Raw genomic sequence first — 14792 nt, 5'->3', positions numbered from 1 at the left:
TCTAGTAGTAAGCTGCCAACCACCATTGTATTGCCTTCAGTGACACCTCGCTTGGCGAGGCGTTGCAATAACCGCGTGCTTCTTGCAGCCCCCATTTACCGCCTTGCGGGGCGAGCGCAATGGTCAGCACTTCAGGCGCTTGCATGTGGTAGACGATTACCTGGCGCGCGGCGATTTGTGCCGCGTAACTGCCGATGCAGTGATGCATTCGCTTGCCTTCTTCCAGCAGGGCATCCCAGCTCGTCAGCGCGACGATATCGGCATCGCCGGGCAGGGGCGCCTCAGGATAATCGCCATACTGCATAGCGAATGCAGCGCCACAGTTCTCCCGGCTCAGGGCATTGAAACGTTCCACCAAGTCGTCATGCAGCTGCTGCAACGCCTGGGGGTCGCTTGCGCGGTAGAGCTGGGTGCCATTGGGCGCGAGGCGTTGAATGTCCAGGACCATGCGCTGTAACCAGATGATTTCGTGCAACGGCGCGTCCTGCCCGATCATCTCCAGCAGCTTTGGCCAAGAAGCGGGGAAGCGGTGCAGGAACCACACATGGTTGAGAGTAGGGTGAGTGAGGTGCCTTAGTAGCGCCAAGGCATCGGGGTGTTGCAGGCATTGCCGTGCGGCGTCCAACTGCCAGTTCGTGAGCGGAGTCACTGGAATACGACGCAACAGCCTAGCGAGTGAAGCGGAGCCGGGCAGGCCGATGGTTTCCAATAGCCGGGCGCGCTTGCTGGAAAGCCATGCCGCCAGTTCGGCTTGTTCAATATCCATCCGATGTGCCCAATCGAGGGCGAAGATCAGCAGTAGTGGGCAGTCCACGGCTAGTTGTCGGGCGGAGGTTAGGCAGGCGCATGCCTGATAGAGGGCATAACGCAGGAAAGGTACGTTATTGCCCAAGAATACGAGTTCCGACGGTACGTCCTCCCCGATGATATCGTCCCGAGCGAGCAGCATTTCCAGAGGGATACCGGGCGCTTGGAGAAAGCAGCTTTTCACGATGATGGTGCCTTCGCTGATGCTTCTCCAGGCGAAGGGGCTGGAGCCGCACCAGCCTTGAATCTCAAGCGTCAGTGGATAACCCAGCTGCGCGGAGAGATCCACCGAGCGCCAGTTGGCGTCCTCACCGTGGTGTGTGGACCGACAGGATGGTAAGAGCACCTTTTTCAGGCGTTGCCACGGTAGTAGGGCAACCTTCCTTGAGGGGAGCCGCTCCCAGAGGGAGACGTGCTTCTTATCCTGGCGTCCGTCTTGAGCGAATAGCGGCTTCATCGGAGGAGCTCTGTACGGGAGAAAACCATGGCCGGACTGTACAACACGGCTGCGACAAAACGCGTCGCGAACTTGCCCGTCAATAGCGACTTGCAGGGAAAATTACGCGCTTTGAACAGCATCCTGGCGGATGTTCAGCACTTTCTCCTGGCAGATTTGGCAACGCGTACCGTCATTCTTCTGGGCAATTCATGCTGGTGGTATCAATCGACACCGCACGCCAACGTCCGATAGCGCGAGCCACCATTGTCGAGCTGCGATTCCACCAGGGCGAGACGGTCGAAGCGCCAGCGGATCGGGGTGGGCAGCCGTGACGCCGGTGCCGCGCGGTCGGCCTGGCGCACCAGGCTGACATGCGGGGTGAAGTCACGCTGCGGCGCGGTGAAGCCATGACGGGCCAGCGCCTGCCAGAGCTCGGCATCGAGCGCCATCAGCTCGGGACTCGACGCCTGGCTGCCCGCCCAGACGATGCGGGGCTTGGGGAAATGCCCCAGCCGATCCAGCGTCCACTCGCCCTGCAGCGCCGGCCAGGCCTGCGCGAGGGCGACGAGTGGGGCGATTCGGGCCTCGTCGACATTGCCCAGAAACGCCAGCGTGATATGCATGTTCTCCGCGGGCAGCGGGTAGCCGCCGCAGAGTGGCGCCAGGCGCTGAGCCTCGGCGGCCAGCGCCCGGCGAGTGGTGTCGTCGGGCCACAGGGCGAAGAAGAGTCGGCGAGAAACGGTCACGATGGCGGCTCCCGGTGGGGTTGCCAGCAGGGTGACGCATCAGCCCTTTCTTGCCAACGGTGTCAGGCACGGTCCGCACGAGGCCTGTCCCCACAAGAAGACCCATGGCTGCCCAGGCCGATCGCGCGCATGACATGCCGCTCATGCAGGTTCGTCGCCCTGCCGAGGGTGGCTTTCACCTTCCGGATTGCTTTCACCCTCCATCGTGGAGCCGTGACCCCGATCGAGCGGGCCGGCCAGCTTGCGCAGCGCGACATAGAAGACCGGCGTCAGGAACAGGCCGAACAGGGTCACGCCGAGCATCCCGGCGAATACCGCGATCCCCAGCGCCTGACGCACCTCGGCCCCCGCGCCGTGCCCCAGCGCCAGCGGTATCACCGCCGCGGTGAAGGTGATCGAGGTCATGATGATCGGACGCAGCCGCAACCGGCAGGCCTCCAGTGCCGCTTCCACCACGCCGCGCCCCTGGAACTCGAGCTCGCGGGCGAATTCGACGATCAGGATGGCGTTCTTGCAGGCCAGCCCGATCAGCACCACCAGGCCCACCTGGACGAAGACGTTGGTATCGCCGCCTGAGAGCCTGACACCGACGAGTGCCGACAGCAGGCACATCGGCACGATCAGGATCACCGCCAGCGGCAGGATCCAGCTTTCATAGAGCGCCGCCAGTACCAGGAACACCAGCAGGACCGCCAGCGGGAACACCACCAGCGCGGCATTGCCCTGAGTGGACTGCTGATAGCTGAGGTCGGTCCATTCGAAGTCGATGCCATCCGGCAGTACCCGTGCGCCGATATCGGACAGGACGCTCATCGCCTGGGGCGAGGAGAGCACCCGCGGATCGGCCTCGCCGGCCAGGTCCGCCGCCGGGTAGCCGTTGAAGCGCAGCACCGGGTCGGGGCCGAAGCTCTGGTGGATATCGATCATCGAGCCGATCGGCACCATGTCGCCCTGGGCGTTGCGGGTGCGCAGCCGGGCGATGTCCTCGACGCTGTCGCGATAGGGGGCGTCGGCCTGGGCGATGACCTGCCAGGTGCGGCCGAAGGTATTGAAATCGTTGACGTAGGTGGAGCCCAGATAGGTCTGCAGGGTATCGAACAGGTCGCTCACCGCCACGCCCTGGGTCTTGGCCTTGAGTCGGTCCACCTCGGCATCGAGCTGTGGCACGTTGGCCTGATAGCTGGTGATCGGATAGCTCATCCCCGGCGTCTGCACCACCGCGCCCTGGAAGGCGGTCACCGCCTCCTGCAGCGGGCCGTAGCCGAGGCCGCCGCGATCCTCGATGAACAGCTGATAGCCGGAGCCGTTGCCGAGACCCAGGATCGGCGGCGGCATGAACGAGAACGCGATGCCATCCTTGAGACCGCCGATCTTGCCGGCGATCTCGGCGTTGATCTCCGCCGCGGTGCGGGTGCGCTGATCGAACGGCTTCAGGGTCAGAAACGCCAGCCCGGTGTTGGCGGTGTTGGTGAACTGCAGCGCGTTGAGGCCGGGAAACGAGATGGCGTGTTCGACGCCGTCGGTCTCCATGGCGATGTCCACCACCTGACGCAGCAGGGCATCGGTGCGTGCCAGCGAAGCGCCCACGGGAAGTTTCACGCCGGCGATCAGGTACATCTTGTCCTGCACTGGAATGAACCCTGGCGGCACGATCTTCAACAGATAGCCGGTGGCTCCCAGCAGGACCAGGTAGACCACGAACACCGCGCCGCGACGGCGCAGGCTCCTCGACACCACGCCCTGGTAGCGCCTGGAACTGGCGTTGAAGAATCGGTTGAACGGTCGGAACAGCCAGCCGAACAGGATGTCGATCACCCGGGTCAGGCGATCCTTCGGAGCGTCGTGAGGCCTGAGCAGCATCGCCGCCAGGGCCGGTGACAGGGTCAGCGAGTTGATCGTCGAGATCACCGTCGAGATGGCGATGGTCACCGCGAACTGGCGGTAGAACTGGCCGGTCACGCCGGAGAGGAACGCCATCGGCACGAACACCGCGCACAACACCAGGCCGATGGCGACGATCGGGCCGGACACCTCGCGCATCGCCTGGTGGGCGGCGGCGCGTGGCGCCAGCCCCTGGCCGATGTTGCGCTCCACGTTCTCCACCACCACGATGGCGTCGTCGACCACGATACCGATGGCGAGCACCAGCCCGAACAGGGTCAGGGTGTTGATCGAATACCCCAGCAGCAACAGCACCGCGAAGGTCCCCACCACCGAGACCGGCACCGCCAGCAGCGGAATCAGCGAGGCGCGCCAGGTCTGCAGAAACAGCGTCACCACCAGCACCACCAGCAGTATCGCCTCCAGCAGGGTCTGGATCACCGAGCGGATCGAGTCGCTGACGAACAGGGTGGTATCGTAGACGGTGCGATACTCCACTCCCGGCGGGAACCGGGTGGCCAGCTCGTCCATGGTGCGGACTACCTGGTCGCGAATCTGCAGGGCGTTGGCGCCGGGCGACTGGAAGATGCCGATCGCCACCGCCTCCTTGCCGTCCAGCCGGGAGCGCAGGGTGTAGTCGCCCGCGCCCATCTCGAGCCGAGCGACATCGCCAAGTCGCAGGATCTCGCCATCCTCGCCGACCTTGAGCACGATGTTGCCGAATTCCTGCTCGGTGGACAGGCGCCCCTTGGCGTTGATCAGGGTGAGGAAATCGCTGTCCGGCATCGGCTCGGCGCCGATCTGGCCAGCGGAGACCTGGACGTTCTGCTCGCGCATGGCGTCCACCACGTCGCCGGCGGTGAGACCGTGGGAAGCGATGCGATCGGGATCCAGCCAGGCGCGCATGGCGTAATCGCCGCCGCCGAACAGCTGCGCCTCGCCGACGCCGGAGATCTTCGCCAACTGGTCGCGCACGTGCAGGCGCGCGTAGTTGCGCAGGTAGAGGGTATCGTAGCTGTCGTCCGGCGAGACCAGGTGCACCACCATCAGGAAGGTGGGGGACTGCTTCTGGGTGGTCACGCCCTGTCGCCTCACCGCTTCCGGCAACCGCGCCAGCGCTTGGCTGACCCGGTTCTGGACGCGCACGGTGGCCTGTTCGGGGTCGGTCCCGGGCTGGAAGGTGATGGTCATCTGCAAGACGCCATCGGAACCGGCCACGGACTTGTAGTACATCATGTCCTCGACGCCGGTGATCGCCTCCTCCAGCGGCGTCGCCACGGTTTCCGCGATCTCCTTGGGGTTGGCACCCGGATAGGTGGTGCGCACCAGTACCGAGGGCGGTACCACCTCCGGATACTCGCCGACCGGCAGGTTGGGAATGGAAATCGCCCCCACCGCGAAGATGATGATGGAGAGCACCGCCGCGAAGATCGGCCGGTCCACGAAAAAGCGGGAAAAATTCATGACCACTGGCTCCTGGGCGGTGAGGACGACGCCCACCGCGTCTTGTCATTCCGGGGAGAAAGAAGCGCCTGCAGGCAGTGCTAGGACCGCGTGGCGATGTCGTTGCCGGCGTTCGGCTCGCGCATGGCCACCGGGTTCGGCGTGACCGGCATGCCGGGGGCGAACACCTTCTGGGTACCGTTGACGATCACCCGCTCACCGGCCTTCAGCCCGTCGCGGATCACCACCAGCTCTCCCACCTCGCGGCCGAGCTCCACCTGACGGGGGGTCACGGTGGCGTCATTGCCGACCACGTAGACGAAGCGTCGATCCTGATTGGCGAGCACGGCCTTGCGATTCACCAGCACGGCCTGCTCGAGGTGAGCCACGGGCATTTCCACACGCGCGAACTGGCCGGGCCTGAAGAGGCCATCCGGATTGGGCAGAACGGCGCGATAGCGCAGCGTGCCGGTATCGGCGTTGATCTGGTTGTCGACGAAATCCAGCTGTCCCTGATGGGGGAAGCCCGTCTCGCCGGTCAGGCCGATGTTCAGCGTCAGGGGCTCGCCCCGGGCCATCAGTGTCTGCGTCCCCTGGGCTTCGGTTTCGTTGCTGTCGAAGTAGACGTACAAGGGATCCATCGACACCAGCGTGGTCAGCACCGACTGATCGGCACTGGCGAGGTTGCCCTGGGTGATCATGGCGCGACCGGTGCGGCCGGCCACCGGTGCGGTGACCCGGGTGTACTGCAGGTCCAGCTCGGCACTGGTCAGTGCGGCTTCGGCTTCCGCTTGCTGCGCCCGGGCATTGAGCGCGGCTGCCTGGCGCTGATCGTGCTGCTCCTGAGAAATCATGTGTTTCTGGATCAACTGGCGGGACCGATCCGCCTCGACGTCGGTGAGACGGCGCTGACTCTGCGCCTGTGCCAACGAGGCCTTGGCGGCCTGGACGCGAGCCTCGTAGGGGCGGGGGTCGATGCGGAACAGCAGATCGCCGGCCTCGACCAGTTCGCCTTCCTCGAAGGCGACCTCGTCGATATAGCCGCTCACCCGTGGCCGAACCTGCACGGTCTGCGGCGACGCCACGCGGCCGGTGAAGGTCTCGCGCAGCGTGACCGGCTCCACCAGCACCGTGGCCACATCCACTTCCGGGGGCGGCGGCGTACTGGCGGATTCCGCCTCGCCATGGGCGTCGCAGCCGGTCAGCAGCGCGATGACGAGCATGACGCCCAGGCCGTGAGTCAGCCCTGATCTCGGCATGCGCTTCTGGACGAACCTCTTCATTGCCTGGCCCCCTTGGTCGTTCCCGGTCGTCGATCCCGTGCCCTTGCATCCGGCGCAGCGCCCTGGCGGGCGACGATGAGCCGGCATGGGATCATGGACGATCAATGTACGGTTCCAGGGCGGAGGCGCGTTATCGGGTTACTCGTGGTTAATTGCCTAATCCTGTAGACATCGCCCATCCAGGGGTGGAGAAACGTTCGCCATCGTGACCCGTCGATCTGGTGCTTGCCCGTTCCTTCAAAGATCTTGCCCAATCCTGCAGGGATCGGTTTTTGTCATCAAAATGCCGGTTGGCTGGCCTATACTCGCGCTTTATCGAAAAACGATAACCAGTCGACCAACAAGAGGGCGGAGTCGTGAGTGTCGTGCAGCCTGTTTTCGAGACACCGGATGATGAAATCGTACAATTGGCGGATACTCTTTCTCGCCGGATTCAGAAATGGGCGCCGGAAGAAGGGCTGACACCGACGGCGGTGCCGGGGTTGGAACTGGTGCGCGCCAATTCCTCGTTGACCAACTGTATCGGCTCGACGGTCTACGACCCTTCGCTGTGTCTGATCGCGCAGGGCAGCAAGCGCATATGGCTGGGAGACCGGGAAATCGATTATGGGCCGCTGAGCTGCATGGTGTCGGCGGTGCACCTGCCGGTACTGGGCAAGATCACCGAGGCTTCGGCGGAGCGGCCCTACCTGGGGTTGAAGCTCGCCGTCGATGCCCAGGAAGTCACCGATCTGGTACTGGAGCTGGGTGAGGGGCTGAGCGAGATGGAGGAGCGGGGATGCGCCGAGACCGCTTGCGGCCTCGGGCGCGTGCAGGCCGAGAAGGGGCTGGTGGAAGCCATGCTGCGATTGGTGAGCCTGCTCGATTCCCCCCAGGACATCCGCATTCTCGCACCGCTGGTGCGGCGCGAGATCTTCTATCGTGCGCTGGTCGGCGAGATCGGCCTGCACATGCGCAAGTTCGCGGTGGCCGATACCCAGACCCATCGCATCTCGAAGGTGATCGCGGTACTCAAGGATCGCTTCACCGAGCCGCTGCGCGTTCGCGAGCTGGCGGACATGGTGAACATGAGCGAGTCGTCACTGTTTCACAGCTTCAAGCAGGTCACCCGGATGTCGCCGGTGCAGTTCCAGAAAAAGCTGCGACTGCATGAAGCGCGCAGGCTGATGCTGGCTGAAGGGATGGAGGCGGCCACCGCCAGTTTCCGCGTGGGGTACGGAAGTCCATCCCATTTCAGCCGCGAGTACAGCCGCCTTTTCGGCGTGCCGCCCCGCACGGACGTGAGCAAGCTACGCGGCGAGCTGCCGCAGACCGCCCGCGCCTGAGGGTCCGCCCTGCGTCGCCGGAGGGCGGCTGGCGGATTCAGTCACCGATGACCATGACCGCTTCGGCCTCGACCTGGCTGCCCTTGGGAAGCTGCTTGACGCCGACCGCCGCACGGGCCGGGTAGGGTGCCTGGAAGTACTCTTCCATCACCTTGTTGACCACGCCGAAGTTGTCGAGATCGACGAGGTAGAGGTTGAGCTTGACGATGTCCTGCAGCGAGCCGGCCGCTTCCTGGCACACCGCCTGAAGATTGTCGAAGACCTGGCGTGCCTGGGCTTCGAAGTCCTCGGACACGAGCTCCATGGTGTGCGGGTCCAGCGGAATCTGGCCGGAGAGATAGACCGTGTTGCCGGCCTTGACGGCCTGCGAGTAAGGACCGATGGCGGCCGGGGCCTGCTCGGTGTTGATCATGGCTTTGTTACTCATGGCATGGCTCCTTGTCGTTATGCGAAGTGCACGTTGCGATGGACAAAAACGGCGACGCCGCCGCACCCGCATGAGCGGGGGCGCCGAGCATCGCCAAAACGAAACGACCGACCCGCCGCGACAGGGGCGGCGGATCGGTCGCCATGGCGTTAACTGCGAACGCGGGTGATCTTGCCGACGTGGGGCAGGTTGCGCAGTCGTTTCATGATACTTGCCAGATGCACGCGGTCATGGACCGCCAGCGTCAAGTTGACGATCGACAGGCGTGCGTCGCGTTCTTCGATGCCGATGCGCTCGATGTTGGCATCGGCATCGGTCACCAGGCCGGCCAGTTCGGCGACCAGGCCGCGTCGCGTCTCGACGTGGAGACGCAGCGCCACCGGAAAGTCCTGGTCGATCTGCTGCGACCACTCCAGGGCGAACAGCTTGTCGGGGTCGTCGCGCAGCTCCTGCAGGTTACCACAGTCATGGCGATGCACCACGATCCCCTTGCCGACCGAGAGATGGCCGATGACCGGATCGCCGGGCAACGGATAGCAGCAACGCGCGAAGCTGATCACCATGCCCTCGGCACCGTTGATCACGATTGGTCCGCCGGAATGCGGCGAGGTCGCGACCTCCTCGGCGCTCGCAGGCTCGGTGGAGGCCAGCAGGCGCCGGGCGATGGCATAGGCCATGCGGGTACCGAGCCCGATCGATTCGAGCAGATCATCTTCGTGCTTGAGTTCCAGCTCGTCGAGCACCGCCGCCATGCGCGGCTCGGGCAGTTCCTCGAGGCTGGTCTCGAAGGCGCCCAGCGCACGGTTGAGCAGACGCCGGCCCAGCTGCACGGACTCGGTGCGCTGCTGATGCTTGATCGCATGGCGGATCGCCGAACGTGCCTTGGCGGTGACCACGAAATTGAGCCAGGCGAGGTTGGGACGAGCGCCGGGAGCGGTGATGATCTCCAGCGTCTGGCCGCTTTCCAGCGTCGAGGAAAGCGGTGCCAGATGACGGTCGATGCGACAGGCGATGCAGCTGTTGCCGATGTCGGTATGCACGGTATAGGCGAAGTCCACCGCGGTGGCACCGCCGGGCAGCTCCATGATGTCGCCCTTGGGCGTGAACACGTAGATATCGTCGGGGAACAGGTCGTTCTTGACGTGTTCGATGAATTCCAGGGAGTTGCCGGCGTGGCGCTGCATCTCGAGCAGGCCGCGCACCCACTCACGGGCCCGGGCATGGCTGCCGGCGCCGATGGGGCGCTCGGTCTGGCCGGCCTTGTAGAGCCAGTGCGCGGCGATGCCGTTGTTGGCCATCGCCTCCATCTCGCGGGTACGGATCTGTACCTCGATGGGCATGCCGTTGGGGCCGAACAGCGTGGTGTGCAGGCTCTGGTAGCCGTTGGCCTTGGGGATGGCGATATAGTCCTTGAAGCGCCCCGGCACCGGCTTGTAGAGGTTGTGCACCGCGCCCAGGATGCGATAGCAGGTATCCACGTCGTCGGTGATGATGCGAAACCCGAAGACGTCCATGATCTCGACGAAGGGTTTGCGCTGGTCGCGCATCTTGCGATAGATCGACAGCAGGTGCTTCTGGCGCCCGACCACGCTGCCCACGAGCGCGTCGTCGTCGAGGCATTTCTGCAGGCTGTCCTGGATCTGGCGCATCATCGAGCGACGATTGCCGCGCGCCTTGGTGACCGCGCGCTTGATGCGCTCGGCGCGCATCGGATGAATCGCCTGGAAGGAAAGATCCTCGAGCTCGACGCGAATGGTGTTGATGCCCAGGCGGCTGGCGATACGGGCGTAGATTTCCAGCGTCTCGCGGGCGATGCGGCGTTTCTTGTCCGGACGCAGCGCGCCGAGCGTGCGCATGTTGTGCAGGCGGTCGGCGAGCTTGACGATGATCACGCGGATGTCCTTGGACATCGCCAGGACCATCTTCTGGAAGTTTTCCGCCTGGGCGACCGCCTTGTCCTCGAAGGTGATCTGGGTCAGCTTGGAGACGCCGTCGACCAGCTCGGCCACGGGGTCGCCGAACTGACGCGCCAGCGCCTCCTTGGTGATGCCGGTGTCCTCGATGACGTCGTGCAGCATGGCGGCCATCAGGCTCTGGTGGTCCATGTGCATGTTGGCGAGGATGTTGGCGACGGCCAGCGGATGCGTGACGTAGGGTTCGCCGGAGCGCCGACGCTGGCCGTCATGGGCCTGCTCGGCGTAATAGAAGGCGCGCTTGACCTGCAGTATTTCCTCGGGCGGCAAGTAGCCGCCCAGCCGGTCTGCCAGATCGTCGATGGTGAACATAGCGCGCGCCTGTCGAGAAGTGAGCGAACTCAGTCGTTGAACTCTCGCTCGGGACGCGGCTTGGCGGCGGGCGGTTCGACGGCCTCGTTGAGAATGCTGCGGTCGACCAGGCCGGCGGCGATTTCACGCAGCGCCATGACCGTGGGCTTGTCGTTTTCCCAAGGCAGTTGGGCGTCGCGCGAGCCGCGTGCGAGCTGGCGCGAACGCTGGGTCGCGACCATGACCAGCTGGAAACGGTTATCGACGTTGTCGAGGCAATCTTCTACGGTAACGCGTGCCATGAGTGTGAACCCTGATCGAGAAATGAAAACGGCATAAGCCGGACCTGCGGAAGGACCCTCGAGTCTACTCGACGTCTTCCACGCGTGACAAGAGCGCCGCCAGCAGCGGGGCGTGCTCTGCCTGCACCCGCGGCATGCGGGTACGCTGGGCATGCACCAGGCAGCTCAGTTCGTCGAGCGCATGGTCGAAGGTGTCGTTGATGATGACATGCTCGTATTCGTCGTAATGCGACATTTCGTCGACCGCGTCGCGCATGCGCCGGGCGATGGTCGCCGCGTCGTCGGTGCCGCGCCCGGCAAGCCGTGCGTGGAGCGCTTCCCGCGAGGGCGGGAGAATGAAGATCGAGACGGCCTCGTCGAAGGCCTCGCGTACCTGGCGGGCACCTTGCCAGTCGATCTCCAGGATGACGTCCTGGCCGGCGTCGAGCAGGGCCTGCACGGCGGCGCGCGAGGTGCCGTAATAATTGTCGAAGACCCGCGCATGCTCGATGAAATCGCCGCTTTCGATCAGGCGCTCGAAGGTGGCGACGTCGACGAAGTGATAGTTGATGCCATTCTGCTCGCCGGGGCGCATGGCCCGGGTGGTGTGCGAGACGCTGACCTGGATGCCCGCGACGCGTTCGAGCAGGGCGCGCACCAGGCTGGTCTTGCCTGCGCCGGAAGGCGCCGAGACGATGTAGAGTGTCCCTTTTGACGGAGGCTGGATGGGCATATGGCGTGTCCGGTTGAGCCGCTTCTGGGGTAATCGGGCATTATCGCATAGACTTCGTGCCCTGCCGATATCGGGTCTCTTGCGCCTTCACGATAAGGAACTTGTTGCATGTCCCATGCCGATGCGACCCCCCGACTCGCCTTTGCCGGGGTGGCCTTTGCCTTTCTCGTCACCATGCTGGGGACGACCTTGCCGACACCGCTGTACCCGGGGTATCAAACCGCCTTCGGCTTTTCCCAGCTCATCATCACGGTGATCTTCGCCGCCTATGCCGTGGGCGTGATTGCGGCACTGCTGGTGGCCGGTCGCTGGTCCGATCAGCTGGGACGTCGGCCGTTGCTTTTCGCCGGCCTGACGGCAGCGGCGCTCAGCGACCTCGTCTTCCTGGGGGCCGAGGGATTGTCGTCGCTGCTGGCCGGGCGTGTGCTGTCGGGCATGTCGGCCGGCATCTTCACCGGCACCGCCACGGTGGCCGTGGTCGAGTCGGCACCGGTGGCCTGGAAACGCACCGCGACCTTCGTGGCCACCGCCGCCAACATGGGCGGTCTGGGGCTGGGGCCGGTGGTCGCCGGGGCGCTGGCCGAATACGTGGCCTGGCCGCTGCATCTGGCCTATGCCGTGCATCTGGGACTGCTGGTGATAGCCGTGCTGGGGGTCGCCGTGGCGGCGGAGACCGTGACGCGACCGCCCCGGATTCGCCTGCGCGTTCAGCGCCTGAAGGTTCCCGCCGAGGTGCGCGGTGTCTTCATGCCGGCGGTGATCGCGGGCTTTGCCGGTTTCGCGGTCCTGGGGTTCTTCACCGCGACGGCGCCGGCCTTCATGGCACAGGTGCTGGGTCACGATAACCTGCTGGCCATCGGCCTGGTGGCGGGCTGCGTGTTCTTCGCCTCGACCCTGGGACAGCTGGCGCAGGACCGCCTGCCGCCCGCCCGGCGATTGCCGCTGGGGTGTGCCGTGGTGATCGTCGGCGCACTGGTCGTCGGCGCCGGCCTGGCCCTGGCGACACTCTGGGGCTTCCTGCTGGGGGCGCTGATCGTCGGTCTGGGGCAGGGGATCGCGTTTCGTGCCGGGCTGGGTGCGGTGGCCGCGGCCTGCCCGATGAACCAGCGTGGCGCGGTGACCTCGACCTTCTTCGTCATCGTCTATGTGGCGATCTCGATTCCCGTGGTGGGCATCGGCGTGGTGGCACGCCTCGTCGGCCTGCAAGCCACCGGCGTGGGATTCGCCATCGGCGTGGCCCTCCTTGCCGGCGTGGCGCTGGTATCATTGCAACGTCGTCGCGCCGCCGCGGTGGCCGACTGAGTTTCTCGTCCCGTTATCGTCATCAGGAGTCCGCGCATGTCCGAGTCCCCTACCCGCCTGCGAATCCGTCGCCCCGACGACTGGCACCTTCACCTGCGCGACGGCGACGTGATGCGCCTGGTGCTGCCGGCGACCAGCCGTGTCTTCGCACGCGCCATCGTGATGCCCAACCTGATGCCGCCGGTCACCACCCTGGATGCCGCCGAGGCGTATCGCGCGCGGATCCTCGAGGCGTTGCCGGCAGGGCATGACTTCACGCCGCTGATGACCTGCTATCTCAACGAGAGCGTCAGCGCCGAGACGCTGGAGGCGGGGCATGCCAGCGGATTGCTGACGGCGGCCAAGCTGTACCCGGCCAATGCCACCACCAACTCGCAACATGGCGTCAAGCGTATCCAGGACATCTACCCGTTGCTCGAGGTGATGCAGCGCATCGGCATGCCGCTGCTGGTGCATGGCGAAGTCACGCGTGGCGAGATCGACATCTTCGATCGCGAAAAGGCCTTCATCGACGAGGTGATGACACCGCTGTGCGAGCATTTCCCGGCGCTCAAGGTGGTGTTCGAGCACATCACCACGGCGGAGGCGGCGCAGTACGTCCTGGAGGGCAACGACAATCTGGCCGCGACGCTGACGCCGCAGCACCTGGCGCACAATCGCAACGACATGCTGGTCGGCGGCATTCGCCCGCACCTTTATTGCCTGCCGATCCTCAAGCGCGCCGAGCACCAGCGGGCGCTGCGCGCGGCGGTCGCCAGCGGTCATCCGCGGTTCTTTCTGGGCACCGACTCGGCACCGCACGTGGTCGCCGCCAAGGAGACCAGTTGCGGCTGTGCCGGGGTGTTCAACGCCCAGGCCGCGCTCTCGGTCTATGCGGAGGTATTCGAGGAAGAAGGCGCGCTCGAGCACTTCGCGGCGTTCTGCTCGGAAAACGGGCCGCGCTTCTATGGCCTGCCGCTCAACGAGGATCACATCGAGCTCGTGCGCCAGCCGACGACCATGCCCGAACGCATCGAAGGCCATGGCGAAACGTTGAAGCCCTTCAAGGCCGGGGAAACCCTGGCCTGGACGGTCGCCGCCGGGCGCGATTGAGGCGAACGGTCAGGCTCAGGACGAAGCCGTCACGCGCGGCAAGTGGGCCACGTCCTCTTCCTGCAGGGGGCGGATCTCCCAACTGCGGACTCCGCGGGGGGCGACCCACTGCGGGATGGCATTGTCGGTGCGCGGCCCTTCCGGTGTGCCGGTGTCGAGATAGCGAATCACCCGGATCAGGCCGGAATGGCCGACGACCAGCGGCGTTTCGTGTTCGAGGAGCAGGGCATTGAGGGTGGCGACGATGCGCGTGACGAAATCGTCCCAGCGTTCCCCGCCGTCGGGCGCCAGCAGGTACGGCATCGTCTCGGGGATCGGGCGCTCTTCGTAGGTGCCCCAGTCGCGTTCCTTGAGACCGCCGACCAGACAGTGCGGAGCACGCCCGGTGGCCAGTTCGGCGGTGCGCCGGGCACGCGCCAGGGGACTGGAGACGATCAGCGGCCAATCGATGGCGGCGAGCAGCGTCGCCGCCTGGCGTGCCTCGTGCTCGCCTTGCGCGGTGAGCGGCACGTCGCGTTGACCGGCAATGCGCTGCGCCAGGTTGCTGGTGCTCTGGCCGTGGCGCAGAAACACGAAGGGACGGCGAATCAACTCGGGCATGGCGAATGGCTCCACGGGCGATGATGTCTCGATCCTACCAGTTCATGCGTGTCGCGGCGTGCCCTCCTGCGTCGCGGACGTCGACGTGCTGCGCCATGATGCATCGCTCATGTTTAGACTTAAGTCTAAGTGCGAGACAATGCACCATTCACCACCTCGGCTTTCACAA

General features: G+C 65.2%; 12 protein-coding genes. 3 read left to right on the top strand and 9 right to left on the bottom strand.

Annotation, left to right across the window (positions count from 1 at the left end; translation table 11 throughout):
• Position 1: 1 nt before the first annotated feature.
• From CSAL_RS16420 to CSAL_RS16405, 4 genes are all read right to left on the bottom strand, one after another.
• Complete coding sequence (locus CSAL_RS16420; protein ID WP_011508531.1) at positions 2 to 1264, bottom strand: PcfJ domain-containing protein; 1263 nt, start codon at positions 1262 to 1264, stop codon at positions 2 to 4.
• Between the two features lie 203 nt (positions 1265 to 1467).
• Entirely contained in the window at positions 1468 to 1992 is a 525-nt protein-coding gene (gene thpR / locus CSAL_RS16415; RefSeq protein WP_011508530.1) for an RNA 2',3'-cyclic phosphodiesterase, read from the bottom strand.
• 141 nt (positions 1993 to 2133) lie between these two features.
• A complete protein-coding gene (locus CSAL_RS16410; RefSeq protein WP_011508529.1) occupies positions 2134 to 5337 on the bottom strand; it encodes an efflux RND transporter permease subunit in 3204 nt (1067 codons plus the stop codon).
• A gap of 80 nt (positions 5338 to 5417) precedes the next feature.
• Entirely contained in the window at positions 5418 to 6599 is a 1182-nt protein-coding gene (locus CSAL_RS16405) for an efflux RND transporter periplasmic adaptor subunit (RefSeq protein ID WP_011508528.1), read from the bottom strand.
• A gap of 356 nt (positions 6600 to 6955) precedes the next feature.
• Between CSAL_RS16405 and CSAL_RS16400 the strand changes: the two genes are divergently transcribed.
• The gene (locus CSAL_RS16400) at positions 6956 to 7924 is read left to right on the top strand and encodes an AraC family transcriptional regulator (RefSeq protein WP_011508527.1); all 969 of its coding nucleotides are present in this window, start codon (positions 6956 to 6958) and stop codon (positions 7922 to 7924) included.
• Positions 7925 to 7961: 37 nt separating this feature from the next.
• Here CSAL_RS16400 and ridA read toward each other — a convergent pair whose 3' ends face one another.
• From ridA to gmk, 4 genes are all read right to left on the bottom strand, one after another.
• Entirely contained in the window at positions 7962 to 8351 is a 390-nt protein-coding gene (gene ridA / locus CSAL_RS16395) for a deaminase RidA (RefSeq protein ID WP_011508526.1), read from the bottom strand.
• A 149-nt stretch (positions 8352 to 8500) separates the two neighbouring features.
• A complete protein-coding gene (gene spoT / locus CSAL_RS16390; protein ID WP_011508525.1) occupies positions 8501 to 10636 on the bottom strand; it encodes a bifunctional GTP diphosphokinase/guanosine-3',5'-bis pyrophosphate 3'-pyrophosphohydrolase in 2136 nt (711 codons plus the stop codon).
• Positions 10637 to 10665: 29 nt separating this feature from the next.
• Positions 10666 to 10917, bottom strand: a complete 252-nt coding sequence (gene rpoZ, locus CSAL_RS16385; RefSeq protein WP_011508524.1) for a DNA-directed RNA polymerase subunit omega — start codon at positions 10915 to 10917, stop codon at positions 10666 to 10668.
• Between the two features lie 64 nt (positions 10918 to 10981).
• The gene (gene gmk / locus CSAL_RS16380) at positions 10982 to 11629 is read right to left on the bottom strand and encodes a guanylate kinase (RefSeq protein ID WP_011508523.1); all 648 of its coding nucleotides are present in this window, start codon (positions 11627 to 11629) and stop codon (positions 10982 to 10984) included.
• A gap of 108 nt (positions 11630 to 11737) precedes the next feature.
• Between gmk and CSAL_RS16375 the strand changes: the two genes are divergently transcribed.
• On the top strand, positions 11738 to 12931 hold the full coding sequence (locus tag CSAL_RS16375) for an MFS transporter (protein WP_011508522.1): 1194 nt from the start codon (positions 11738 to 11740) through the stop codon (positions 12929 to 12931).
• A gap of 36 nt (positions 12932 to 12967) precedes the next feature.
• Complete coding sequence (pyrC, locus tag CSAL_RS16370) at positions 12968 to 14023, top strand: dihydroorotase (protein ID WP_011508521.1); 1056 nt, start codon at positions 12968 to 12970, stop codon at positions 14021 to 14023.
• Between the two features lie 15 nt (positions 14024 to 14038).
• On the opposite strand, the gene CSAL_RS16365 is transcribed toward pyrC, so the two are convergent.
• Entirely contained in the window at positions 14039 to 14623 is a 585-nt protein-coding gene (locus tag CSAL_RS16365) for a histidine phosphatase family protein (RefSeq protein WP_011508520.1), read from the bottom strand.
• Between the last annotated feature and the right edge of the window lie 169 nt (positions 14624 to 14792).

This window comes from Chromohalobacter israelensis DSM 3043 (assembly GCF_000055785.1).
GTDB lineage: Bacteria > Pseudomonadota > Gammaproteobacteria > Pseudomonadales > Halomonadaceae > Chromohalobacter > Chromohalobacter israelensis.
Note: the sequence above shows the minus strand (reverse complement) of the source record. Positions and strands in the feature narration are given on the sequence as shown.

Coding starts and splice junctions, on each gene's coding strand:
- CSAL_RS16420 (WP_011508531.1), bottom strand. CDS start 1,264: ATGAAGCCGCTATTCGCTCAAGACGGACGCCAGGATAAGAAGCACGTC.
- CSAL_RS16410 (WP_011508529.1), bottom strand. CDS start 5,337: ATGAATTTTTCCCGCTTTTTCGTGGACCGGCCGATCTTCGCGGCGGTG.
- CSAL_RS16405 (WP_011508528.1), bottom strand. CDS start 6,599: ATGAAGAGGTTCGTCCAGAAGCGCATGCCGAGATCAGGGCTGACTCAC.
- ridA (WP_011508526.1), bottom strand. CDS start 8,351: ATGAGTAACAAAGCCATGATCAACACCGAGCAGGCCCCGGCCGCCATC.
- spoT (WP_011508525.1), bottom strand. CDS start 10,636: ATGTTCACCATCGACGATCTGGCAGACCGGCTGGGCGGCTACTTGCCG.
- rpoZ (WP_011508524.1), bottom strand. CDS start 10,917: ATGGCACGCGTTACCGTAGAAGATTGCCTCGACAACGTCGATAACCGT.
- gmk (WP_011508523.1), bottom strand. CDS start 11,629: ATGCCCATCCAGCCTCCGTCAAAAGGGACACTCTACATCGTCTCGGCG.
- CSAL_RS16375 (WP_011508522.1), top strand. CDS start 11,738: ATGTCCCATGCCGATGCGACCCCCCGACTCGCCTTTGCCGGGGTGGCC.
- pyrC (WP_011508521.1), top strand. CDS start 12,968: ATGTCCGAGTCCCCTACCCGCCTGCGAATCCGTCGCCCCGACGACTGG.
- CSAL_RS16365 (WP_011508520.1), bottom strand. CDS start 14,623: ATGCCCGAGTTGATTCGCCGTCCCTTCGTGTTTCTGCGCCACGGCCAG.